The sequence below is a fragment of the Pseudomonas sp. 9_2_1 genome (genome assembly GCF_059295275.1).
Genome location: NZ_CM181239.1, coordinates 2,055,499 through 2,079,352, shown reverse-complemented (window position 1 = coordinate 2,079,352; position 23,854 = coordinate 2,055,499). Strand labels below are relative to the sequence as shown.

22 protein-coding genes and 1 pseudogene are annotated in these 23,854 nt (G+C 55.0%); 5 read left to right on the top strand and 18 right to left on the bottom strand.

Annotation, left to right across the window (positions count from 1 at the left end; genetic code table 11):
* Window positions 1-286 precede the first annotated feature (286 nt).
* Window positions 287-406 (bottom strand): annotated as a pseudogene (locus tag AC5O5I_RS09265) (pirin family protein); the annotation flags it as partial.
* A gap of 29 nt (window positions 407-435) precedes the next feature.
* Between AC5O5I_RS09265 and AC5O5I_RS09260 the strand changes: the two are divergent.
* The gene (locus AC5O5I_RS09260) at window positions 436-858 is read left to right on the top strand and encodes a GlcG/HbpS family heme-binding protein (protein ID WP_494512748.1); all 423 of its coding nucleotides are present in this window, start codon (window positions 436-438) and stop codon (window positions 856-858) included.
* Here the strand turns inward: AC5O5I_RS09260 and AC5O5I_RS09255 are convergent.
* From AC5O5I_RS09255 to AC5O5I_RS09210, 10 genes are all read right to left on the bottom strand, one after another.
* Window positions 757-1,335, bottom strand: a complete 579-nt coding sequence (locus AC5O5I_RS09255; protein WP_494512412.1) for a TetR/AcrR family transcriptional regulator — start codon at window positions 1,333-1,335, stop codon at window positions 757-759. The genes AC5O5I_RS09260 and AC5O5I_RS09255 overlap by 102 nt on opposite strands.
* Window positions 1,336-1,574: 239 nt before the next feature.
* Window positions 1,575-2,489, bottom strand: coding sequence for an SDR family NAD(P)-dependent oxidoreductase (locus AC5O5I_RS09250; protein ID WP_494512411.1), 915 nt, complete (start codon window positions 2,487-2,489; stop codon window positions 1,575-1,577).
* Window positions 2,490-2,514: 25 nt separating this feature from the next.
* Window positions 2,515-4,104 carry a class I adenylate-forming enzyme family protein gene (locus AC5O5I_RS09245; RefSeq protein WP_494512410.1) on the bottom strand — a complete coding sequence of 530 codons (1,590 nt, stop codon included), beginning with the start codon at window positions 4,102-4,104 and terminating at the stop codon, window positions 2,515-2,517.
* Window positions 4,094-4,510, bottom strand: coding sequence for a Zn-ribbon domain-containing OB-fold protein (locus AC5O5I_RS09240; RefSeq protein WP_494512409.1), 417 nt, complete (start codon window positions 4,508-4,510; stop codon window positions 4,094-4,096). The genes AC5O5I_RS09245 and AC5O5I_RS09240 overlap by 11 nt, the downstream gene beginning before the upstream one ends.
* 3 nt (window positions 4,511-4,513) lie before the next feature.
* Window positions 4,514-5,677, bottom strand: a complete 1,164-nt coding sequence (locus AC5O5I_RS09235) for a thiolase family protein (RefSeq protein ID WP_494512408.1) — start codon at window positions 5,675-5,677, stop codon at window positions 4,514-4,516.
* 32 nt (window positions 5,678-5,709) lie between these two features.
* Window positions 5,710-6,558, bottom strand: a complete 849-nt coding sequence (locus AC5O5I_RS09230) for a MaoC/PaaZ C-terminal domain-containing protein (RefSeq protein ID WP_494512407.1) — start codon at window positions 6,556-6,558, stop codon at window positions 5,710-5,712.
* 10 nt (window positions 6,559-6,568) lie between these two features.
* Entirely contained in the window at window positions 6,569-8,377 is a 1,809-nt protein-coding gene (locus tag AC5O5I_RS09225) for an acyl-CoA dehydrogenase (RefSeq protein ID WP_494512406.1), read from the bottom strand.
* 25 nt (window positions 8,378-8,402) lie between these two features.
* The gene (locus AC5O5I_RS09220; RefSeq protein ID WP_494512405.1) at window positions 8,403-9,167 is read right to left on the bottom strand and encodes an SDR family NAD(P)-dependent oxidoreductase; all 765 of its coding nucleotides are present in this window, start codon (window positions 9,165-9,167) and stop codon (window positions 8,403-8,405) included.
* Between the two features lies 1 nt (window position 9,168).
* Complete coding sequence (locus tag AC5O5I_RS09215; RefSeq protein WP_494512404.1) at window positions 9,169-9,939, bottom strand: SDR family NAD(P)-dependent oxidoreductase; 771 nt, start codon at window positions 9,937-9,939, stop codon at window positions 9,169-9,171.
* A gap of 48 nt (window positions 9,940-9,987) precedes the next feature.
* Window positions 9,988-11,379 carry an MFS transporter gene (locus AC5O5I_RS09210; RefSeq protein WP_494512403.1) on the bottom strand — a complete coding sequence of 464 codons (1,392 nt, stop codon included), beginning with the start codon at window positions 11,377-11,379 and terminating at the stop codon, window positions 9,988-9,990.
* A 320-nt stretch (window positions 11,380-11,699) separates the two neighbouring features.
* Between AC5O5I_RS09210 and AC5O5I_RS09205 the strand changes: the two genes are divergently transcribed.
* Complete coding sequence (locus AC5O5I_RS09205) at window positions 11,700-12,470, top strand: SDR family NAD(P)-dependent oxidoreductase (RefSeq protein WP_494512402.1); 771 nt, start codon at window positions 11,700-11,702, stop codon at window positions 12,468-12,470.
* Between the two features lie 38 nt (window positions 12,471-12,508).
* Here AC5O5I_RS09205 and AC5O5I_RS09200 read toward each other — a convergent pair whose 3' ends face one another.
* The 4 genes from AC5O5I_RS09200 to AC5O5I_RS09185 all read right to left on the bottom strand — a co-directional run bounded on the left by AC5O5I_RS09200 (window position 12,509) and on the right by AC5O5I_RS09185 (window position 16,840).
* Window positions 12,509-13,366, bottom strand: coding sequence for a DUF1805 domain-containing protein (locus tag AC5O5I_RS09200; RefSeq protein ID WP_494512401.1), 858 nt, complete (start codon window positions 13,364-13,366; stop codon window positions 12,509-12,511).
* Between the two features lie 171 nt (window positions 13,367-13,537).
* On the bottom strand, window positions 13,538-14,401 hold the full coding sequence (locus tag AC5O5I_RS09195; protein WP_494512400.1) for an IclR family transcriptional regulator: 864 nt from the start codon (window positions 14,399-14,401) through the stop codon (window positions 13,538-13,540).
* 214 nt (window positions 14,402-14,615) lie between these two features.
* A complete protein-coding gene (locus AC5O5I_RS09190; RefSeq protein ID WP_494512399.1) occupies window positions 14,616-15,014 on the bottom strand; it encodes a cupin domain-containing protein in 399 nt (132 codons plus the stop codon).
* 47 nt (window positions 15,015-15,061) lie between these two features.
* Window positions 15,062-16,840 (bottom strand): FAD-dependent oxidoreductase, encoded by a 1,779-nt coding sequence (locus AC5O5I_RS09185; RefSeq protein ID WP_494512398.1) that lies wholly within the window; start codon window positions 16,838-16,840, stop codon window positions 15,062-15,064.
* A 563-nt stretch (window positions 16,841-17,403) separates the two neighbouring features.
* Between AC5O5I_RS09185 and AC5O5I_RS09180 the strand changes: the two genes are divergently transcribed.
* Complete coding sequence (locus AC5O5I_RS09180; RefSeq protein WP_494512397.1) at window positions 17,404-18,771, top strand: OprD family porin; 1,368 nt, start codon at window positions 17,404-17,406, stop codon at window positions 18,769-18,771.
* Window positions 18,772-18,816: 45 nt separating this feature from the next.
* Here the strand turns inward: AC5O5I_RS09180 and AC5O5I_RS09175 are convergent, their stop codons facing one another.
* From AC5O5I_RS09175 to AC5O5I_RS09165, 3 genes are all read right to left on the bottom strand, one after another.
* The gene (locus tag AC5O5I_RS09175) at window positions 18,817-19,506 is read right to left on the bottom strand and encodes a fumarylacetoacetate hydrolase family protein (RefSeq protein WP_494512747.1); all 690 of its coding nucleotides are present in this window, start codon (window positions 19,504-19,506) and stop codon (window positions 18,817-18,819) included.
* Between the two features lie 61 nt (window positions 19,507-19,567).
* Window positions 19,568-19,888 (bottom strand): NIPSNAP family protein, encoded by a 321-nt coding sequence (locus AC5O5I_RS09170; RefSeq protein WP_494512396.1) that lies wholly within the window; start codon window positions 19,886-19,888, stop codon window positions 19,568-19,570.
* A gap of 187 nt (window positions 19,889-20,075) precedes the next feature.
* A complete protein-coding gene (locus AC5O5I_RS09165) occupies window positions 20,076-20,975 on the bottom strand; it encodes a LysR family transcriptional regulator (protein WP_494512395.1) in 900 nt (299 codons plus the stop codon).
* Between the two features lie 115 nt (window positions 20,976-21,090).
* Here AC5O5I_RS09165 and AC5O5I_RS09160 point away from each other — a divergent pair, with 115 nt between their 5' ends.
* Both AC5O5I_RS09160 and AC5O5I_RS09155 read left to right on the top strand, forming a co-directional pair.
* On the top strand, window positions 21,091-22,182 hold the full coding sequence (locus tag AC5O5I_RS09160) for an alkene reductase (RefSeq protein ID WP_494512394.1): 1,092 nt from the start codon (window positions 21,091-21,093) through the stop codon (window positions 22,180-22,182).
* Between the two features lie 144 nt (window positions 22,183-22,326).
* Window positions 22,327-23,808 carry a CoA transferase gene (locus tag AC5O5I_RS09155; RefSeq protein ID WP_494512393.1) on the top strand — a complete coding sequence of 494 codons (1,482 nt, stop codon included), beginning with the start codon at window positions 22,327-22,329 and terminating at the stop codon, window positions 23,806-23,808.
* Window positions 23,809-23,854 lie beyond the last annotated feature (46 nt).

Here is a 23,854-nt window from a genome sequence, read left to right as displayed (position 1 = left end):
GAACCATATGGTCAGCCGGGATAACCGATCAAAAAAGCGCAAAAAATCACGCATCAACAACCGATCTGTCGATAGTTGCTAGAGTTCAAATGGACTGTTCGATAGCCCCGCAACAATCACTGAAACGGTCGCACGTCCCTTCACCAGGATGAGCGCAGCAGCTAAGGGTTTGCGCCCAGCAGCTCAAAACTAAGGCGCTGTCGCCAGGACGATCTGAGCTTCTCTGTTTGCTTTACAGCAACAGTGTTTTCATAATCCCAGCTTTGCGCGCAGTCCCACTAGCGTTCATCCGCCCCCAACTCACGCGATCGGGGTCGAAGTATTCCGCGAACGAGAAATGGTGACGGGCAGTCAGCCAGCCGTGATTGGCTACGCCAAGCTCCTGAAAAGGCCGGAGCTCGATCATGTCTGTTCTCCAAGTAAATCCGGTGAAGGATCATCCTTGAACAGAACGTAGCGGCTCATCCAATCAAAATCAGTGTGGGCATGGTCAATGCCACAGGGCAGCTGATCCTAGCCGCCCATATGGATGGCGCAATGATGCAATGCGCTGAGATCGCAAGCGGGAGAGCGCTCACCGCTGTGGGCTATGAGGTGTTGACCATCGCGTGGGAGCATCGACTCGAAAACCGCTCAAATGCCGTACGCCTCTGGCTCCCTTTCCAAGCAGGGCTGGAACTGCTTGGCGGAGGAGAACCTTTCAAAGATAGGGCTGACACCATAGGGGCGATCGGGGTGTCACTTCAAAAAAATTACCTACGCATCAATCAAAGCACTTTGAAGTGCACTATTTATCATTACCTCCCCCACTTTGAAGATACTTTCGTCGGGATGCATTTCTTTCATCCAAAGATGTAAATTATTCATCACCATGGCTGCAGCTCGCACCGCGAGGTCAGCTGCCTCACCTTCACGCAGCCCACCCGCTAAGAAGATAGTTTTAAGCTTGCTCTCGTAAGAAGACTGAAGGCTATGAATATAGCTCTTCTGGGATTCGCTCAAAAACCCCAAGTCCCGACGAACAACCTTGAAATGAAGTGGCTTACTTCGATAAAAATCCACATGAAGCTTGATAAGCTTACGAACGTTAAGCGAACCATTTTTCTCAAATGAAAAATTAGCCAACTCCACGATTAGCTCATCGTAAAACTCCTCCACCAAATCAAATAGCAAATGCTGCTTACCCTGGAAATAATTATAAAATGACCCAGGAGACAGCTCTAAATGCTTAGCCAACTCACGCATGCCTACTTGCCAGAAACCCTTAACCGCGAAGAGCTCCAGCGCTTTCAAGCGAACAAATTCGTACTTGAAATGTGAATCCGAATCCAGCATGGCGCCCCCTTTGCAATAACCCGCAGACCTGCTCAATTTAAACAGTCAAACCCCAGCAGCACAGATCACTTCAATTAACCCAACCCTAAACTTACACAATCAAGTGCACAAAGAGAACCGCGAAACACTTTCATGATTCGCGGTTGCGTTTTGAGTCGAAAACCTCTCTGCAGCCTGGGACATTACACCATGCAAATCAGGCAGACAGCTTTGAGAAATGCAACCATCAAGGAGCGCTTTTAAGACTTCAGTTTCGAGATGGCATCAAGAATATACGAGGTTTCAGAGCCAGCGTTTGGCAGTTCAAACTCTTCTCCTTTATCAGCAATCTCTGCCCAGCGCTCTAGAATCGCTTCGGGGGCTGGAGGTACGGTAGGATCAAGCTGCAGACCAGCAGTTCGCACGATCCGGGCCAAGGAGAAGTGCCCTGCTGCTGCAGACAGGATCACACCAGATTCGCTGAACGCTTCACTCGCGAGTACAGCAACTGCAGCTGACACGTGCTCAGGATTGAAGTACGGCGCGATATCGGATGGCAGCACGCCTTCCGTCATGTGAGTCATGGCCACGGGAGCAACCGTGTTGACCTTGATATTGTACTTCGCCCCTTCCGTCTTCAGGGTGTTCATAAGACCCACAAGACCGAGCTTACCGGCAGCATAGTTCGACTGACCGAACGAGCCGTACAGGCCAGAATTCGAGGTAGTGAAGATGACCCGCCCATAGCCATTCTTCTGCATGATCGGCCAAGCGGCTCGGGTGCAGTACGCCGATCCCGACAGATGCACCTTCAGTACCAGATCCCAGTCATCGATCTCCATCTTGCCGAAGCTCTTGTCACGCAGTACACCCGCGTTGTTGACCAAGATATCGACCGATCCAAATGCCGAGACTGCCTGGTCGATAAGACGCTGGGCACCTTCAAACTCAGCGATCGAATCGTAGTTAGCGACTGCTTGCCCACCCTGGGCAATGATCTCAGTAACCACATCATCAGCAGCCATGCCGCCTTCATTGGTAGCCAGGCGCGACCGACCCGGATCATTGACGACGACCTTGGCACCGCGAGAAGCCAGCATCAACGCATGGCTTCGCCCCAGACCTGCTCCGCCACCCGTGACGATTGCAACGCGATTTTGAAAATCAATACTCATGTTCAATTCCTTAACTGGGATGTCTTCAGACGGCAAGCGATTCACGCATGACCTTCTTGGCAAGCTTTCCGGTCGAAGTGCGAGGCAAAATTTCTGCACTGATCGTCCAGGTCTCAGGGACTTTGTAGTCACTGAGATTGAGCGCACAGTGTTCGCGCAACTCAGCTTCACTGATCTCGCCAGAGATGGTTACGAAGGCATGTACACGCTCACCCAGCACCGGATCTGGACGGCCTACAACAGCAGTCTCGATTACTTTCGGGTGGCGACCAATCACAGCTTCCACTTCAGCGCTGTACACCTTGTAGCCCGCACGATTGATCAGGTCTTTCAAGCGATCGTGTATGAAGACATTGCCCTCAGCGTCAACGCTGCCGATATCGCCGGAACGCCAGTAGCCTCCCACCAGACCAGCTGCAGTTGCATCAGGATCGTTCAGGTACTCAGAAATGATCATCGGGCCACGGATCCAGAGCTCACCCGACTCGCCCGTCGGTACCTCCTGGCACGTGATGGGATCGACAATTAGCAGATCAACACAAGCCAGCGGTTTGCCCACAGATCGGTAGTCAACTGGCCCCATACCGACTGGTGTCATGATGGCAGGCGAACAGCACTCGGTGGCGCCATAGCCGTTCACCAACTGCAGATTCGGCAGCCACTCTGCCAGTGCGGAAATGGTAGCCTCTGGCATGATTGCGCCACCGAAGTGCCCAAGGCGCCACGAAGACAGATCGTAGCTTTTGTAGTTCTCCACTCGCAGGCAGAGGTTGTACATTGCCGGCACCATAATCGCGTATGTCATCTTGCAGGCAGCAGCTGCGGGGAGGAAGTCCCGAGCCTTGAAGGTCTGCAGAATGATCAATGTCGCACCGACCCAAAGCGGTGCCAGGGCGCCGCACAACAGACCGGTGATATGGCTCAGAGGTACGGAAACCAGTGCCCGATCCGTGTGATTCAGGCCGAGGTTACCGCCGTGATGCAACACGGAATGAGCAACGTTCAGATGTGTGATGGCTGCTGCTTTTGGCTTACCACTGGTACCGGAGGTGAAGAGGATGATCGCCAGATCTTCTTCGCCAGGACGGTGTGCTTCAGGTGCTGGAGCACCTACTGAAATTTCAGAGAAGACCGCAGCGCCCGACTCAGGAATGACCAGGGTATCGATATCGAGCTCTTGCTGAGCAGCCTGCACGCGATCCAGCATATCCTCGTCGTGTACAAGGTATGTGGCTCCAGAACTGCGAAGGACATGCGCGATCTCGGGGCCTTGAAGACGCACATCCATTGGCACCGCTACGAGTCCCAAGCGCTGAGCCGCATAGAAGAACAAAACGAACTCTGGACGATTACGTACCAGCAAGGCCAGTCGATCACCAGGACACAGTCCGAGCTTTGCAAGGCCAGTGCTCAGGCGCACAACCTCCGCATCCATCTGCGCATAAGTCCAAACTTGATCGTCAAACTTGAGTGCTTGATTGCCGGGAAAACGAGTGGCCGCTTCTTGGAATCCGCTGTAGACATCGGCTGCACGCTCAACGAAACACTTCACCACCCTGTTGCCGAAATGAACTTCTCGACGTTGTGGCCGGGCGTTGAGCAACTCAGTGGACATGAGCTCCTCCTTCAGCATCAGGGCTGAAAACAGGGATCTTGAGTGTGGTGTCGCTTTGGACGAAGGTCACCGAAACGCGCTGGCCAATGCGAAGCGAATCCAGGTCTGCGTTGACCAAGTTGGTCATCACGGTGATGCCCTCATCCAATTTGACGTAGGCAATGGCGAACGGCACCGGCACACGACGCATGACGCTGAACGAGTAGATCTCGCCCTTGCCAGCACTTTCCTTCCAGACAGTGTCAGCGCTCAGGCAATGTGGGCACAAGGCTCGGGGGTAGTAATGAGCCTCTCCGCATGCGTTGCAATGCTTGATCAGGAAAATGCCGTCGGCGGCAGCGTCCCAGAAATGCTGGTTTTCGATGTTGGTTTCTGGGGCGATTAAAGTACGTTGTTGTTCAGACATTGCTCAGTTACTCCGCTCCAAAATAAGAACACCGCTGCCATGACGACTGCCCATCCACCCACCCATGCCACTCGCCAGCGCCAAATCACAGTTCGGCACTTGGACAGCTGGATGTGCTTCTCCACGCAACTGGCGAACCGCTTCAATAACCTTGGTAATGCCGCCCCGGTTGCCGGGGTGGTTGTTACACAGGCCACCACCGTCGGTGTTGAATGGGAGCTTGCCGTGGCCCGAGATCAAACCGCCGTCCGCGACAAAGCGGCCACCCTCACCTTTCTTGCAGAATCCAAGGTCTTCAATCTGCATCAAGGCTGTGATGGTGAAGCTGTCATAGATCGAGGCGTATTTGATGTCGCTGGCTTTCACGCCAGCCTGAGTGAACGCTTGCTCGCCTGCCCATGCTGCGGCGGAATAGCTCAGGTCAATCTTGCCGCCTGACTGGTGCTTCGCAGCCTCGCCAGTACCGATGACACCGACGGAGGTGCGCTTGAGGCGCTTGGCAATTTCTGGACTGACGACTACCAGTGCCCCACCACCATCGCTCACTACACAGCAGTCAAGCCGATGCAGTGGATCGGAGATCATCGGTGAAGCAAGCACTTCCTCGACCGTGACAGGTTTACGCAACATGGCATTCGGATTGTGCTGGGCATGCTGGGAAGCAGCGACCTTGATCCAGGCGAGTTGCTCGCTAGTGGTACCGTACTGATACATGTGGCGCATGGCACACATGCCGTAGGTGTTCACCACCGTTGGGGAGTACGGCTGCTCGAACGGCATGTCGGGGATGTTGAAGTCGACAACAGGTTCTGCGTTCAAACCAGCCGCTCGTGGGCGTCCAGCTAGCGTGATCAGCGCGACGTTGCATTTACCCTCGGCAATAGCCTGCACAGCATGGGCAACATGAAGCAGATAGGCGGAGCCACCGGTATCCGTGTTATCCATGTAGCGTACATTGAGGCCCAGGTAATCGACCATGGACAGGGGCCCCAAGCCGGGAGCTTCCGTGTCGCAGAAATACCCATCCACATCATCTTTGGTAAGACCTGCATCTTCCAGAGCGCCCTTGGCCACTTCTGCGTGCAATTGAGCAAGGGACTTGTCGTCCGCTTTGCGCGTGGGGTGCTCGAATGCACCCACGATGTATGCCTTTGCTGTGGCTGCCACAGTGAATCTCCTGTTCAGATGAAGCCTTTTATTCAAGAGCGGATTTGCGCCTTGCCGAAGTTCAGCGCCACAGCTCCAGTTTCTTGTACGAGGGTTCGGAACGAGATTTCGTCGCCGTCTTGCCAAATCTCTGTCACCAGGGTGTCGCCCGGGATGACCGGTGAGGTAAATCGCGCTTCGATATGCACCAGTCGACTCGAATCACCATCACACGGCGCTTTAACCAGGGCGGCCCCTGCAATTCCGTAAGTGCAAAGGCCCTGCAGAATCGGCTTGTCGAAACCGGCGGCTCGTGCGACGTCAGGATCAAGATGGAGCGGGTTCATATCGCCGCTCAGGCGGTAAACAAGTGCCTGCTCTGGACGCGTCACGGACGTGACCGAGAAATCTGGAGAGCGATCAGGGATTGGATGAGGCTTTGGAGTTGGTATCGCTGGCCCGCCGAATCCGCCATCAGCTCGTGCAAAGACCGTAGAAAGCAACGTCGCAACAGGCTCGCCGTTGTCAGCATCCCTCAGCTGAGTCTGAGCAAGAATCAGCGCACCCCGCCCCTCCCCCTTGTCTATCACCTCGACAATGCGCAGCTTTGCCTTGATCCGCGCGGCGGGCTGTAGGGTGCGATGCAACGTGACGGACTGACCTCCATGAACGATCTCGGAGATCGTCATTCCTGTCTCGTTTTGCCACCGGTCATCCCAAGCCATCACAGTGGCTTGAGTAGGCAGCACCTGGAGCGCCTTCTCATAAACGAATGGAAGATCCTGCGGCAAGGATTGCCCGAGACCCACACCAAGCGCATACAGCTGGGTATCGCATTCGTTGTAAGCAAACTCTTGCTCAGGAAAATCCATCGACAGCAGTTGTTGATAATTCAAAGTCATTGCGAAAGCCTCAAAGCCAATCGTTCAGCAGATCTACCAACTGGGAATCTGCCGATGACAGGATCGGTAGCCATTGGGAGAGGCGTGGCATTTCGTAGGTGTAGAAATATCGGCACGCGGCTAGCTTGCCGGCATAAAAGGCCTTGTCCTGCCCGACCTCGCCACGCTCCAGCGCCGCCGAAGCAATACGCGCCTGTCGCAACCACATCCAACCGATGACAACATGCCCGAGCATGTCCAGATAGAGCGTGGCGTTGGCGGTATAGACTCGATCGTTCGGCGCCAGCCCCATGGCTGAAGTTGCGGTGCGAACACCCTGCAATGCGTTTTCAAGGACTGAAACAAACCCCGTCAGCTGACTGCCGCCCTTCGCGGCGTCGATATCCTCAGCCACGGTGTCCAGCAACAGTTTCAACAGGGCTCCGTCGTTCATACGAATCTTGCGGTTAACCAGATCCAAGGCCTGAATACCGTGAGTCCCCTCGTGTATGAGATTCAGTCGGTTGTCGCGGTAATACTGCTCAACTGGATAGTCTCGGGTGTACCCGTACCCCCCAAGCACCTGCATCGCCAGTTTGTTGGCCTCAAGGCAGTTCTCGCTAGGCCAGCTCTTGACGATCGGCGTGAGGATTTCAAGCAGCGACTCCGCCTTTCTCCGTGCTTCCTCATCACTGGCGGTGCGTGCGTCATCGACCAGAACTGCCGCATAGAGGCAGAGAGCGAATGCCCCCTCCGTGCTGCTCTTCTGAGCCAGTAGCATCCGACGGATGTCTGCATGTTCAATCAGTGGAACCTGACTGCTGCTGGGATCTCTGGGGCCAGGGAGGAATCCTTGAACGCGGGTACGCGCATACTCAAGGCTGTACAGGTAACCTGCCGTACCGAGCATGGCCGCGCCGACACCAACGGAAATCCGCGCTTCATTCATCATGTGAAACATGTACGAAAGGCCCTGGTTTGGTTCACCTACCAGGTGGCCAATGCATTCGGAGTCCTCACCGAAGCTCAGCAGCGTGTTGACCGTGCCGCGATAGCCCATTTTATGGTTGAGCCCGATCAGGGAGACGCCGTTGGACTCCCCAATGTTCCCTTCTTGGTCAACGCGCAAGCGTGGAACGATGAACAGCGAGATACCCTTGGTTCCCTCAGGCGCACCTTCAATACGAGCGAGAACCAGGTGAACGATGTTCTCGGACAGCTCGTGTTCGCCGGCAGAGATCCACATCTTGCTGCCTTTGATCTTGTAGCTGCCGTCTGCCTGTGGCGTCGCCTTCGTGCGGATGCCCGACAGCGCGGAGCCCGACTGAGGCTCGCTCAAACACATAGTGCCCAAGTAGCGTGATTCCAGCATAGGCTGCATGAACAGACGCTTCTGATCTTCCGATCCAAACTCACGGATGACGCCTGCACCAGAGATGGTCAAGAAGTTGTAGCTGGAGGTGCCGATATTGGCGGCCTGGAAGCACGCCAAGCACGCTTGAAAAACCGAGAAAGGAAGCTGTTGACCACCTTCCTCGAACGGCCTGTCAGCGTTCATGAAGCCCGCTTCAGCAAATGCGTTTAATGCCGTTTTGATCTGCGGCAGAACCCGAACTTTGCCTTCGACAACAACAGGTTCCTGCAAATCCGATTCACGATAGTGAGTTTGAAACTCACGAGCAGCGAGATCCTGGGCCAGATCCAATGTCGCGGTAAAGCTGGTGCGATCGTGCTCGTTGTAGTAACTGCGCTCCACGAGGCGCTCGACATTGAGCACCTCGAAGAGTTGGAAATCTAGATCGCGGCGATTGACCGTAGAAATTGTGCTGGACGTACTCATGAGGCAGTGTTCCTTTATCAGCAAATCAGTTGGTGAGATAACCACCATCGACGACCAGCGTGGCGCCGGTGACATACGCGGACATGTCGGATGCCAGGAAGACCACTGGCCCGACGATGTCTTCTGGTTGGCCGATACGTTTCAAAGGAACGCGCAGCATCAAACGAGCCAAGCTGTCAGGATTGCTCGACGAGGGGGACATCGGCGTATTGATGGCTCCCGGCGCGATGCTGTTCACCCTCACGCCATCTGGCCCAAGCTCCTTCGCCAGCGCAGCGGTAAGCATGTTCACCCCTGCTTTTGAGGCAGAGTATCCCGGTGTGTTGTTGGTGTAGATGAACCCGGCAATCGACGAAATATTGATGATCGAGCCTTTTGTCTCACGCAGCGCATCGCGGAACGCCAACGCCATGTTGAACGGGCCAGACAAGTTGACCGAGAGAGAGCGCTCCCAGGCGTTGAGCACCTCAGGACTGTCGATATTGGCGTAATGGATGTTGCCTGCGTTATTAACCAAAATGGAAACAGCACCGATTTCTTGCCCAATACGGCTGGCGACATCTTTGCACGCTGTTGGATCTGAAATATCCAGCAGGTAGTAGGATGCTTTCCCCCCCGCAGCCTCGATGGCTGCGACCGTTTCGGCCAATGGGTCGGCGTGGCGCCCGGTTACAACTACGTGCGCCCCATGCTTGGCGATACCTTGGGCGATACCAGCGCCAATACCAGTCCCACCACCGGTGACTACAGCGATGCGATCCTGAAGAATGTTCCCAATTGAGCCGGCCATGTCACGACCTCCGTTGCACGTTCATCAGCGACGTGTGGAGGAAACCGCCGTCCACAGTAATTTCCTGGCCATTGAGGTAGCCGGAAGCATCGCTCGCCAAAAATGCGACGACTGAAGCAACGTCCGCAGGGGAGCCGATGCGACGAGAAGCAACCAAGGCTTCACGGGCGGCCAGATTGTCGGGATTGGAATAGAATTCCTCCGACATTGGGGTGCGAACCAGGCCCGGACTTACAGTATTGGCACGAACACCACGCGGGCCCCACTCCACAGCAATCTGTCGGGTAAGTGCAACGATACCCGCCTTGCTTGGCCCATAGGCGGCCACCGCGTTCGGAGATACCGCAGCAATGGACGCCAAGTTCACAATACTGCCCGCCCCCGAATCGAGCATGTGTGCACCGAAGTACTTGGCGCACAAGAACGATCCGGTCAGGTTCACCTGGATGACGCTATTCCAAGCTTCTTGAGACATATCCTCAAGCCCAATCGCAGCCGGGAGAATCGCAGCATTGTTGATGAGGATGTCGCACTTGCCCAGATCTCGGGCAACCTTGAGCGCGGCCTCTCGAACAGACTCTTCATTGGCAATGTTGCATTCGACCGCTAGGTGCTTACCTTCGACTGCGATTTTGACAGGTCGCAGATCAACCAGAGCCACCTGAGCGCCCATTGCAGCCAGTTGGGCCACAATAGCACCACCCAGCCCACCACCAGCGCCGGTGACTACAGCAGTGCGCCCAGCAAGGGCATCGGTACGAAAGACTGACATAAAACCACTCCAATTCTTCTATTTATCTATTCAAGAGGTTCAACAACCTCAGCCATGCGAGCGATCTGGAACAACACCTGGCAGCACAACGGACTCGTCAATGGCGTGCTTTTTTTCGCGGTGCACTGCTAGCGCACAGAGGCACAACGACGCGATAAGGGATGGCACTGCCAGCATGCTGATCACGCCTGCAAATCCCCAACCCATGCTTGTCAACACTGCACCACCAAACGAGCCGGTAACCGCACCAAAGCGACCGATGGAAAGCATCCAGGATATGCCGGTCGCTCGGCAGGCCGTTGGGTAATAGGTAGCAGCCAAGGTTGCCATGGCGACACTTGCGGCGGACGCTACTGCACCCATAACAAATATGAGAAGGGGCAGAACTGACTGATAGCCCAAGCTTCTCGCTACGACGAGCGCAAGCACTGCAACCATGAAGAAGGTGAAGGCAACCACTCGTGTCGCGTTCATTCTGTCCATGATGTAGCCGATTGCGATGCCTCCGAGCAGGCCACCAACAGGGAACAATGAAGTCACGAGTGATGACCGCTCTTGCGAAAAGCCAGCATCGCTAAAGAGCGTAGGGAGCCACATGGTGAACATATAGAACGTCACCAGATTCATGAAGTAGGTTACCCAGAGCAGCACGGTTCCCGGCAAAAAGCGGCGGATGAACAACATTTTGATCGCCGACGATTTCCTCGTAGTGTTCACTTCTTCACAGGATTTGAATGTGCAATCTACGAACTCATAGTCCGGCGCAATCCGCTTGAGGATCTTGGCCACGCGATCATGCGCACCTTTACGGGTAACCAGATAAGGAGTCGACTCTGGCAAGAAGATGAGCAGGAAGACTGCCAGCACCATCGGAGCGATACCACCTGCGATTAACACGCTTGTCCACCCAAGATGCGGGATGAGCCAAGCTGATGAAAGACCTCCAAGCGCCAGTCCGGCAGAGAACCCACAAAGCTGCGTGTTTACGACGATAGACCGCATGCGAGCCGGTGCGAACTCGGAAGTGAGCGTGACAGTGTTCGGCATAGCCGCGCCCAGCCCAATACCCGTTATGAGTCGGAGCACAGACAACTCTTCGACGCTCACGGCATAGGCAGACCAGTAGCTGAATGCGCCGAACAACAGGGTCGACGCCACAATCACTCCTTTGCGGCCAAAGCGATCTGCAAGCGGCCCCGCCAACAAAGCACCAATACCGTAGCCGACCAGAGCCGCACTCATTACTGGCCCTAGCGCTGATCGGGCTACGCCCCAGTCATGCGACAAAGCGCTCCCGATGTATGCGACTGACCCCGTGTCGTAGCCATCAGCAGCGACCACCAGGAAGCACAAGATCGCAACCAGCCACTGATAGGGAGAGAATTTTTGGTTGTCGATGAATTCCGTGACATCGACTGACTGACGCTCTAAGCGCTTCATTGAGCATCTCCCCGACAGGCGACAAGGGAGGACACGCGGGCGTTGATACCTTGGTAGGTCATGGAACCTCCGTCTTATTATTTTTGGAGTGAGGTCGCGCCGGGGCTCACCTGTTAGCAAGCTCGATGCGGTTACCGGATCGTTGCCGGCAAGAAAAAATTACCTCTATGTGAGACTTGTGTCAAGTATCCAAAAGGAATACAAATTCCAGTTATGGCGAATAGCTGCCGGGCGGTCATAGGCCTGAAGAATCCCGAGCAGCGCGCCTATTTCAGGTCATCCAGCTGGATGTCCCCTCTAAGAACAAGGAGATCTCTACAATGGGACGATTGAATGGAAAAGTGGCCGTCATCACCGGCGCAGGCGACGGCATTGGCAGGGCAATCAGCCTGCTTTTTGCTCGGGAAGGAGCAGCCGTTGCAGTGACGGACATCAGCGCATCCTCCGGTGAGGAGACTGTCCAACTCATACGCGAGCAAGGCGGAACAGCACATTTCTGGCGAATGAATGTGGGCGTCGAGACGGAGGTTAAGCAGACGTTCGCGGAAATACATGCACTGCTTGGCCCATTGAACGCACTGGTCAACAACGCAGGAATCATCGGCAGTGACCTACCGACTGACCTCATCAGTGAGGACGAGTGGGATAAGGTATTTTCTATCGACGTTAAGGGCGTGTTCTTCTGCACCAAGCACGCCATCCCACAGATGCGCGCCGCTGGAAATGGCAGCATCGTGAACCTTTCCTCGATATACGGGCTGGTTGGTTCGACCAAATATGCGGCATACCACGCTGCCAAAGGCGCAGTCACTCAGATGACCAAGCGTGATGCTGTCACCTATGGAAAGGAAGGGATCAGGGTTAACTCCATACACCCAGGAACCATCGTCACCCCGCTTGTACAGGCACTGATGGACAAGCACCCACAAGGAGCCAAAGGCTATGCCGGGCAGATGCTGGAGAAGCATCCCATCGGTCATCTTGGCGAGCCTAACGACATCGCTTACGGCGCACTGTACCTGGCATCTGACGAGTCCAAGTTCGTAACCGGCGCACAGCTGGTAATCGACGGCGGCTACACCGCGCAGTAGTCACAAGGCGGCGGTGATACACCGCCGCCCTTATTACATCAGGCCTTGAGCATCAGCTCAGCTGCTTCCTTCGCAGGCATACCCACACTCACGCCCAACGCTTCTGCAGTCTGATTGACTGCCGAAATCAGGCCGTCGTGATAGGTGCTGCTCGCATCACCGATACAGGCAGACTCGGTCGACACCGAAGCCGCAGCAATCTTGTGGTCATCCAACATGGCCAGCCCCTCAACGCCGGAGCGATCCAAACCGAAGCCTGCATCATTGCAGATGAGGCCTTTGGGCATGATGCTCAGCGCATACAGCGCCATAAGCTTTGCTCCATGGGAGCCAACACAAAAGACGTCGTTGTGATGCTCGCCCTTGACTCGCGAGAACGACCAGCATGCGTAGACCTTGCCCTTCTCTCCCTGAGCGACCTCTACGGTTTGCTCATCGAGGAAAGGGCTGACGTCGTGCGATTTACCTTTAGGCGCTTTCAGTAAGACGTGCGCAGCCTCTTCACCGGTCATGCCGACCGAGACGCCGAGCGCTGCAGCCGCCTGGTTAACTCGACTCACTTTTCCGGTCAGCAATGACGGGCCATTCGAAAGACCAGCAGTCGACGTCTGGATCGCAGCAGCTGGAACCCCGAATTTGTCCGACAGTGGCAAACCACCAATCCCCGCCTCATCCTTGCCTGGGCCTCCTTCATGAGCGATCCACCCCTTTGCACCCTGGCGCAGCGGAATGGCTCCAGTAGGTACACCAGCGAAGGAAGCACCGAGCAGGACATCATTGTCCCAGGCCCCTACGTCATACGACGTAAGCGAGTTACCGAGCATGATGCGACCTTGCTCTCCTCCATCGAAGTAAACCGAAGGGCGGAGGTCATCATGGCTGACATGTTGCGACATATGCAGGCTCCATTTTTTGAATAGGCATAGGAAAACCATCTAGTAGCACATTAAGATAACCATTATTTTTACCTCATTGCGAGATTTTTTTGTATTTATGACTAGCGCTAAATCGCAGGCAAAAAAAATCCCCCTAGGCATCCTAGGGGGATTGGGGTACCCACCTGATGCTCAGGTGGTACTCGTAGAGGTTCGTTTTCGTGAGGCCTTTGTCTTAGCGGCGGGCTTCTTGGTAGCAGCTGGAACGATCTCTGGTTGCTGCAGCTCTTCAGATATCTGAGAAGCCATCCGGCGGACAAGGTCTGCCAAACGCTCGACGTCAGCCTCGCTAGTTTCCTTGCGCAGTCGCACCAGGCAAAGACTCGCTGCAACGCTGTCGGGGGCGTTAAAGATTGGGGCGGAGATACCGATCAAAAAGGGCTCGATGTCACTTGCGACAAGAAAACCTGCCTTGCGCACAGCTTTCATATTGTCGCGGAACTCAAGCCATGTATTCCCCATCCCAGCAGCGGCAATTTCGTCAGGGCTGTACAGGTAGTGCCTCTGCAGCTGATAACTCGGCAAATGCGCAAGAATCACCCGCGAAGGAGCGCCTCGATACATGGAAAAGGGCCTACCCCGCTCCATGCTCATCTGAATGCGGTCATCTGTGCGTTCTTGATGAATGCACAATACCTGGCTCCGATAGAACCGGCAGAGGAGCTGCGCACCTCCAACCTCCTGCCCATGAGCCTCCATGACGCGAGGAGCTATCTGAAGCAGTGGATCCGAAAGCCTGATCTGCCTGTCAATCTCGACAAAGCGCGGGCCTAGCCCATATCCAGCACCTCCCGCCGAGGCAAGAAAGCCCGTGTCTGCAAGGGCTCGGACATATCGATAGACGGTGGCGCGGCCCAAGCCGAGATGATCGACAAGCATGTCGACTGTCCATTGTGGGCGCTCAATCGTGAACAGATCCAACAAACCCAACACTCGATCAGTGCTGCTGTCAGGACGCTGCCGCGATCCGCTCTCTTGGTTAGTCGTTTCAGACATATTTAGATAGAGTCTTCTTCAGGATCGGGAGAAAAACCAAAATGATCATATCACGATAATTTATTATTTTATAGCTAGCAGAGAAAACCGTAGACCGCAACAGATTTTGTGCGTGGATAGAGGGACGCCTGGATTGCCCTCGGAGAGGCAAAACCGATTGTAGACCACCGAGCTGAGTGGATGGCGGCCACCATTCGATGCCCGCCGTGATGGATCATTTCAGCTCCTGGCCTGCCAGTTTTCCGGAAAGAAACTTGTTAGGTTTGAGGAAGAACGAGATGACCAGGGCGCCATTGGGTGAGCGCGCCTGATGCTGATTGCCCTTCGGTCGCCAAACATAACCACCTGCCAGCGCCTCTCCTTCATCATCGACAATGGAGCCTTCCAGCACATAGGTCTGCTCTACCTCAACATGCTCATGCAAGGCCAATACTGCCCCTGGCTGCCAACGGAAAAGCGCGGTGAGAAGTCCAGTCTCAGGCTCTTCCATCAGAATCTTCATGTCGATGCCCTTGGAAGGCGTTGGCTTCCAAGGCAACGCGTCGCAGTCGACGTAGCGCGATTCGAGGGGGCCCAAGTAGGCTTCAGAAGCCAGATTAGGTGTTCTCGCCATTACATATCTCCTGGTCAGTTGTTTTGCTTTGTTCTTGGTTGTTGACACTAAATATGCGTGACCGCAGCTCTCACGGAGCTATTAGCCTCCGCAGCCTCAAACTCTTCAGTCGCTGATTGGACGGCCATATGCTTGGCGGCGATGTAGCCGAAGGTCATACCAGGGCCCAGCGTGATCCCGCCGCCTGGATAATTACCGCCCATGATGCTTTCCGCGTCATTACCAACGGCATACAGGCCTGGGATCACATCGCCCTCAGAGGTCAGGACGCGGGCATGTTCGTCCGTGTCCAATCCTGCGAACGTTCCGAGATCCCCCATCTTCAGCTTGATGGCATAGAAAGGGGCCGAGTCGAGCGCAGCAACACACGGATTCGGCTTATGCTCCGGATCTCCCAAATAACGGTTGTAGGCTGTAGTGCCACGCCCAAATTGCGGATCGTTTCCGTTTACAGCGTCCTCATTGAACACAGAGACAGTCCGCTCAAGAACCGATGGGGCGATATTCAACTGCACTGCCAGGTCAGCAACAGTCTCGCCTCGGATCAGATAGCCCGACTTGACTGCACCACCGAGCGGGAATGGGAAAGGCTTTACGAATCCCAGGCCATATTTACGTATGGAGCGATGATCACAAATGAGCCAAGTGCTCACCTCTGCCCCCTCCAGCCGCCCCTTGAGCATGGCCTTCCCGTAATCGTGGTAAGAGTTGGACTCGTTGGTAAAACGATGACCACGCAAATCCACCGCGATAACGCCAGGTTTGTAGCGATCGATCAAATGGGGGAAGACGCGGTAGCGCCCAGCCTTATCGGGGACGCGCGACATCGGAATCCATGCCGCCGCATTAGGTAAGCGGGAGGGGACATGCGCCCCTACCGCCTCTGCCAAACGCAGGCCATCACCAGTATTGCCAGGCGCTGCGGGACTTAAGTGCTCATCACCCGACGCCACGTGCGGGAACAGCTGAGCAGTTCGGGCCTTATCCAAAGGGAACCCGCCGCACGCAAGAACTACGCCTTTCTTGGCCATATAGTCTCGTAGCAGACCTGTCTGACTTACTCGAACCCCCACGACTGCCTCACCCTCGCGCAGCAACTCCTTTACATCACTGGATGTGTGTATTTCTACACCCAGATCGAATGCCGAACGCGCCAGCCTTGCAACCAAAGCGTTCCCATTGGTGAGACGCATCGGTCGCTGATAGAGGGTCATCTCTTTGACGTATTGCGTGATCAGCTTGGCAACATGAACCGCCGAATGTAGCGACTTGGTCGCATTGAACAGATGCTTAATGTCCTGGCTGGCATTCAGCATCATGCCAAGCAGCGTAATCTCTCTGAGCGGCGGCCTTAGACGATTAACGTCCTCACCCAAGCGTCGAGCATCATAGGGTTCGGCAGCAATGGATCGCCCGGTGACACAGCCACCCGGCTCATCTGGGTGATAGTCAGAGAATCCATGGGCTGGGATAAAGCGCACAGCGCTGGTACGCGACTCCATGAAACTGACCATTTCCGGCCCAGCATTCAGAAATGCCGAGACCTTGGCCTCATTGAAATTCTCACCTGCCTGGCTGCGCATGTAATCCAGTGGATCGGCCTCTAAGGGGAGCTGCCCCTCCGGAAACTTGCCATTGCCTGGTACCCACAAGACCCCACCCGACCGGGCAGTAGTCCCCCCGAAGAGATCCTCCTTTTCGAGCACAACGACTCTCAAGCCGTGCAGCGCAGCCGTGACAGCAGCTGCGAGACCGGAAGCTCCGGAACCAATGACGACGACGTCATAAGCCGACTCGGCTGACGAAAAGCTGGCTGAAGCGCTCAATTTTTATTCCTCTTCTTCGCATCTGGGGGTGTATGCCGCAGCTTTGCGTCATGCCTCTGCCTGATCGAAGGCCATGGAGGACGAGACCGCTGAGACAGTTCTAGTCTGGCCCGATCTCTCAGGCGTGACGCACAATTCCATACGCAATAGAATTATCACCATGAGAGATTTTTAACAATAGCCTTGAGACTTCCACTCCAGCAAAACAATCTATATTACTGATTTTATTGGTTATTTTTAGATTTGCCCAAACCCCCATAAGACGCAAATCTTCCGAGCTGACGAACGGGAGTGAAAAAACACAAGACAATAATCTCCCATATTGACATTTTTTATCAGTCGTCTAATTTAGGATTCACTTGCCGACAGCACACATTCCCCCTAGCAGCGCAGCGCGCCGGCTAAGGCGAGGATTGGGTATGGGCCGGCAAGGACGAGGAAGGGAATGAACATCAGCTGGACAAAGCCGTGGAGGAATCGAGCGGCTCAGCTACACATTGCGCCGCCCATGACTTCGTAGGTCGAACGGTGCACGTCAAAAATAAAAACAATAGGCAACGAAAATGAGCGCACGAATCTGCTCGATATCCTTGATATCGATGGTTCTAGGTGGCTGCCTGACAGCGGCCAACGCCGAGGCAGAATCACAGGAAATCCTGCCGGAATTCCTGACTTCTGGTCACATGAATCTCCTACTCCGCAATTTCTATTTCCACCGCGACTTTCGTCATGGTGGCTTCAACTCAGCCGGACGCAATGCATTCAAAGCGCCTGCTGACCGCAATGGCTACAGCGATGAGTGGGTGCAGACCGCTATATTGAATTATGAGTCCGGGTTCACACCTGGACTGATTGGGATCGGCGTAGATGGCTTTGTGGCAGGCGGGGTGAAATTGAATAGCGGAGGTGGTCGCACAGGCACTCTGTTGCTGCCCATCGACAGTGAAGGTCGATCCGAGGACAACTACAGCAAAGGCGGTGTCGTTGGAAAGCTCAAGGTTTCAAATACCGTTGCAAAATACGGCCCTCAGTTTCCGAATGTCCCGGTATTCTCTGTCAGTACCATTCGTGCACTGCCTGCATCAGCCACTGGCCTCACCGTCAAATCTGACGAGTTCAAGGATCTGAGCCTGGACTACGGGCGATTCACCTCCGCCAGCGCCATGAACTCTTCCAACCAGGACGAGGAACTGACCACAGACTACTCCACCGCGATTCATGGCAGGTCGGTGGAATATGTCGGTGCAACCTACAAGCTCAAGGGGACAGATAACATTCGCGCTTACGCGTCCACCTTCAAGGACGTGTGGCACCAGTATTACCTGGGGTCGAATCTCAGCTGGGCGTTGTCTCCGCAGGATACCCTCACCCTGCAGCTCAACGCGTACAGAAACAAAGGCTATGGTGCAGAGCTTGGCGGCCCTATCGATACCAGCGCCTGGTCTGCAATGGCTGGCTACCAACACAATGCGCACACGTTCTCGATTGGCTATCAAAAAGTGCTCGGGGACGAACCTCTGGACTGGATCGGATTTGGTTCAATCGGCGGAAATGTATCGCTTACAAACGGAATTCAGTATGCGACCTTCCTTGAGGCCCATGAAAGATCATGGCAGTTGCGATACGACCTCAACATGGCCGCATACGGCATCCCTGGCTTGACCTTCATGGCTCGCTACGTGCGCGGTGATGGGATGGATAACAGCGGAAGCGACAATCGTTTCTATACCGCACGCCATGTCTATGACCCCGAGAAGGACAATAAACACTGGGAGCGAAATTTGGAGGCGAAGTACGTCGTCCAAAGTGGCAAGGCCAAGGATCTTTCTTTCCGGCTACGCCAGGCTAGTCACCGAGGAACTACTGGGAACCGTTTCGTCGACATGGATGAGGTTCGCCTGATCATCGACTACCCCATTTCCTTCTTCTAACCTCACGCGATTCGCGCAGAGCAACTCTGCGCGAATGCACGTCACTTAAATAATTTTGACGTTGATCTCGCCCACACCTTCGACCCCGCCGGTAATCACATCACCTCGCACGACTGCGCCGACATTTTCAGGCGTGCCCGTATAAATGAGGTCACCTGGACGAAGCTCAATCGAAGTGGAAACCGTCGAGATGATCTCTGGCACAGACCAGATCAGGTCGCTGAGATTCGAATCCTGCTTGACCTCACCATTCACCGCCAGCCAGATACGGCCCGACGACGGATGCCCAGAGTTGGCCACAGGAACGATAGCGCTGCATGGCGCAGACTGATCGAACCCTTTGCCCCAATCCCACGGCCTGCCCATCTCACGTGCATTCAGCTGCAGATCCCTGCGCGTCAGGTCAACGCCAACACCGTAGCCCAGCACATGATCCAGAGCGTCCGCTGAGGAGATATTCCGTCCCGCTTTACCGATCGCAACCACTAGCTCGATCTCGTAGTGCAGATTGTCGGTCAGCGGCGGATAAGGGATTTCAGCGCCGTTATCCTGAATGGCATCAGTCGGTTTGTAGAAAAAGAATGGTGGCTCTTTATCAGGGTCTTTACCCATTTCGCGTGCGTGCGCGGCGTAGTTTCGCCCCACGCAGATAATGCGGCGCACAGGCAGCCGCTTGCTTGAACCCTCCACCGCGAGAGTCGGTTGAACAGGTGGGTCAATCAAAAATTCCGTCATCATTGTTCTCTTATTCAAGGAATTCACAGGGAAAATCCCGAGTCTCAGCACATGCCCTATGTCAGAGCTGAGGCGAGAATTCGGTAGGGATGAGCAAGCGGCTCGACATTGACCGGATCATCGGTCGCACCTTGCTCAGGAAGCTTTGCCACTCGGGGTTGGCTGCCAGCAACGCTCGACGCTCAAGACGAGCGTTGAAATCCGGATAGCGCCACAAGCTGACGATCGTGTTGAGATCACCTACCTCAGTCACGAAGTAGCCGGAGAACCCCTGCAGCGTCTGGCTCTGCAGAGCAAACCCCTCCTTCAAGTAGATCTCGAAATAGTCCTTCGGGCTGTATTGCGTATGCAGCGTGTAGCTGCGCTCTTCGACCACTGCCATCGCTCACCTCTGGGAAGTTGACGTTGAGGTAAGCCCTGGATTCGTCGCCCCGTGGGGGTCTATCAAAAGGGACAGCCAGAGACGAACCTCAACGTGCCTCAATAGAGGCAAGAGAAAAGTATCACTATGAGAGATATACAACAAGAAGCACGATTAGAGATCAAGACGAGACTTGTTCGGCGGTCTCCTACCACGTCAGGCCAATTCCCATGAGCGCATCCACCACCACTTTTACCCTCAGTGGTACGTGCCGCGCCGCCGGCCAGATAGCAACGATTGGTACAGGTTCACCCTGTACATGTTCGAGCAGAGGTTGAAGCGCGCCATTAGTGAGGTGTTCACCGGCCAGCCACGTCGGCAGCTGCGCAATACCCACCCCCGCCAACGCCGCCGACAGCATCGCCTCACCATCGCCGAACTCATAGTGACCTTTTATTGGATATCGGAAGTCGACGTCGCCTTCCCGGAACAGCCATGATGAGCGCGCCTGATTCCGCCTTCCTACGATGCAATGGTGGTTAGCGAGATCCTCTTTACACTTTGGCGCAGGATGATGGGTGAGATAGGACGGAGCAGCGCATATCACGAGACGCTGCATGCCAATCTGGCGGGCAATAAGCTCCGTTGTATCCGGCGGCGGGCCAACCCGCACAGTGACATCGACGCCCTCCTCAATGACGTCGATGCGCTGATCAGTGAAACTTGCCGAGATAGCCAGATCGGGGTATTTAGCCATCAGGCCGAGCAGTGTTGGCATCACGTGTAACCTTCCGAAAGCACTCGGAAGGTCAATTCTCAACTGCCCTGTCGGCACATGATTGTGGGCCCCAAAATGACCCTCAATATCATCCAGGTCTGACATCAGCCCTTGGCAGACATTCAGAAATGACTGGCCATCACTGGTCAGGCTGAGTCTTCTCGTCGATCGATGAAACAACCGGACACCGAGCCGAGCCTCCAGTCGCGCGATCCCCTTACCCACAGCTGATTTCGTTAGCCCTAATGAGGCAGCGGCGGCTGTAAAGCTGCCGTGGCGGGTGGTTTCGACAAACTCGACGATCCCATCAAAGCGATTAGTCTTGGGCATGAGCGACTCGATAGTAGAATTTAGATCGCCAATGAGGATACAAAAGAAGATCTAGTTTCAACAAGGTGCTAGGCGTAACGTAGGTGGTGTCTTAATCACAACCGGTGCAGATCCCATGCCATCACTTTTCGAACCATTCGCTCTTGGCCAATTGCAGCTGCGTAATCGCATCGTGATGGCGCCGATGACCCGCTCCCGCACCATCAACCTCACGCCTACTCCCAGCACCGTTGCTTACTATCGCCAACGCTCCAGTGCAGGCTTGATCATCACTGAAGGCACCCATGTCTCCGAGGAAGGCCGGGGCCAGGCTTACACTCCCGGCATTTACACGCGTGAGCAAATCCAGGACTGGCGCTCGGTCACTGACGCGATCCATGAAGAAGGTAGCGCGGTCTTCGTGCAGCTCTGGCATGTTGGCCGCAACTCGCACGTATCCCACCAGCCTAACGGCCAGGCGCCCGTCAGTTCCACCAATGTTGCATCACGAACTGAGACATGGGGCTTTGTGGATGGGAAGCTTGATCGCATCCCGACCAGCACTCCTCGCGCTCTGCAAACAGAGGAAGTCGCCCGGGTCACCCAAGACTTTGTTGATGCCGCTCGCAATGCGATTGCTGCTGGTTTTGACGGCGTTGAGCTCCATGGCGCCAACGGTTATCTCTTTGAGCAGTTCATCAATGGTGCTCTGAACAACCGTGACGACCGATATGGCGGGAGCATTGAAAACCGCATTCGGTTCACGCTGGAGACGGTTGATGCAGTGATTGGGGCGATTGGCGCAGGTCGGACTGGTATTCGCATTTCGCCGTTTGGCCGCTTCGGCGACCTGCAGGGCTATAGCGACGAAGAAGAAACCTGGTTGACTCTCGCGCGCGAGCTCTCGAAACGTAATCTGGCTTACCTGCACGTATCAGATCAACGCTCCCTGGGCACTCAGCCTATTCCCGAAGACTTCATGACCAAGCTGCGTGACACCTATCAGGGCACGCTTATGGTCGCGGGTGACTTCAACGCCGAAAATGGTCAAGCCGCACTGGACGAAAATCGCTTGGATCTCGTCGCGATTGGGCGGCCTTTCATCGCCAATCCTGACCTCGTTGAGCGTTACAAGAATGGTTGGCCTGTTGCTGAAATCAACCGCGACACACTCTACACCCGTGGGGATGAAGGCTACATCGATTACCCCCACTACTCGGCAAAGTGATACCGCACCACGTTAAGCCTGACGTAGAGAATGGAAGGTCGGAGCTGTTACTGCACAGCTTCCGTCCTCCTCAGATGCTGGTGCTCCACGCTCGACTGCAACACGAAAGGGAGCACCCTCCTCACTCAAAAAGGATGGATGTGTATGCCTACCCTGACCGAACGATTGATTGCCGCCTATGAAACCAGAGCCACCTCTGCCGAGTTCGATTTGCTGGCTGAACTCGAAGAGGTGCTCAATGGCGTGGGATTATCAACAGCAGACTCGGGCGGTGAAATTTCGTATGTAGGTGCAGACCCTGTGGTGCAGAGTCCTCTGCGCATTGGTGGGGCGGCGACCATTGCACTTCTCACCAAGTCGATTGCAGCTGCAGCGCTCCATCAGTGGCGTGGCGGCCCCGGGCAAGACATCAGCATTGACCTTCGCTCCACGCCTCATCGACTCTGCCCCTTCTACGACAACAAGTGGGAACGACTGGGTCGCTACCCCACCCGAACGTCTTTGGAAGTCGGGAACATCATGGGGTACACCTTCTTCAAGACAGCGGACAACCGCTGGGTTCTCCCCCAGGCCATGTACACCAATTTGCGACTGAGGGCTCAGAAGCTTCTGAACGTACCTCTCACGAAGGAACCGGTTACCGAGGCCATTGCGAAATGGAAAGGCTTGGAACTCGAACAGGCCGCAGAAGCTGCAGGTGTTGTAATGCCTATGGTTCGCACGCTGCCAGAGATACTCGAAGAGGCCCAATACAAGAATGTCCTGGCAGACATGCCTCTGATTGAGATCACCAAAATTGGTGAATCTGATCCAGAACCTTTGCCTCCTGAAGGAGGGCAACCATTCTCTGGCTATCGCGCCCTGGGCATGGGGCATGTGATTGCGGGCGCAGGGATGGGTCGATCACTGGCATTGCATGGCGCCGATGTTCTCAACCTATGGCGCCCAGGTGAGGGAGAACAAGATCCCGCCTACGCATCCGCCAATGTTGGTACTCGCTCGGCCTGGCTTGACCCGAGAGCTGATAAGCCAATTCTTGAGGAATTGCTAAGCGACGCTGACATCTTTTTCCATAACCGTCGGCCAGCATTCCTTCGTGAGATCGGCATCACTCCAGAAGATGCTGCCAAGGTTCGGCCCGGCATCATCTACGTCTCGATTTCTTTGCATGGCCTCACTGGCCCTTGGTCGGAACGTCCTGGATTTGATCAATCAGCGGGCTCTGTTACCGGAATGATGGCGCTGCAAGGAAGTATCGATCAACCAGAGTTGCCACCCATCATGGTGGTAAACGACTACCTCACACCTTGGCTTGCACAAGCAGGGATTGTCGCAGCCCTTCGTCGCCGCGCCAGCGAGGGCGGCTCCTACCACGTGCACATCTCGCTGACCCGGGTTGCACTCTGGATTCTTTCCCTTGGCCTGTTCAATAAAGACTGGGCGAAAAAGACTGCGGACTCGTCCGAATTGCATCGCTACCTTGATCCGGAAACCTTCCAGGCAGAGACACCCATGGGGGATTACCAAGGGGTAACCGATCAGGTTGTCATGTCGAAGACGCCTGGCAAGTACAGTCCTGTGCTAATCCCTAGGGGTTCTTCACGCCTCGAATGGCTCCCCCGCTGATTATTTCAGCAGAGCCGATAGATCTTCTCAAACCTTCGAGGATAAG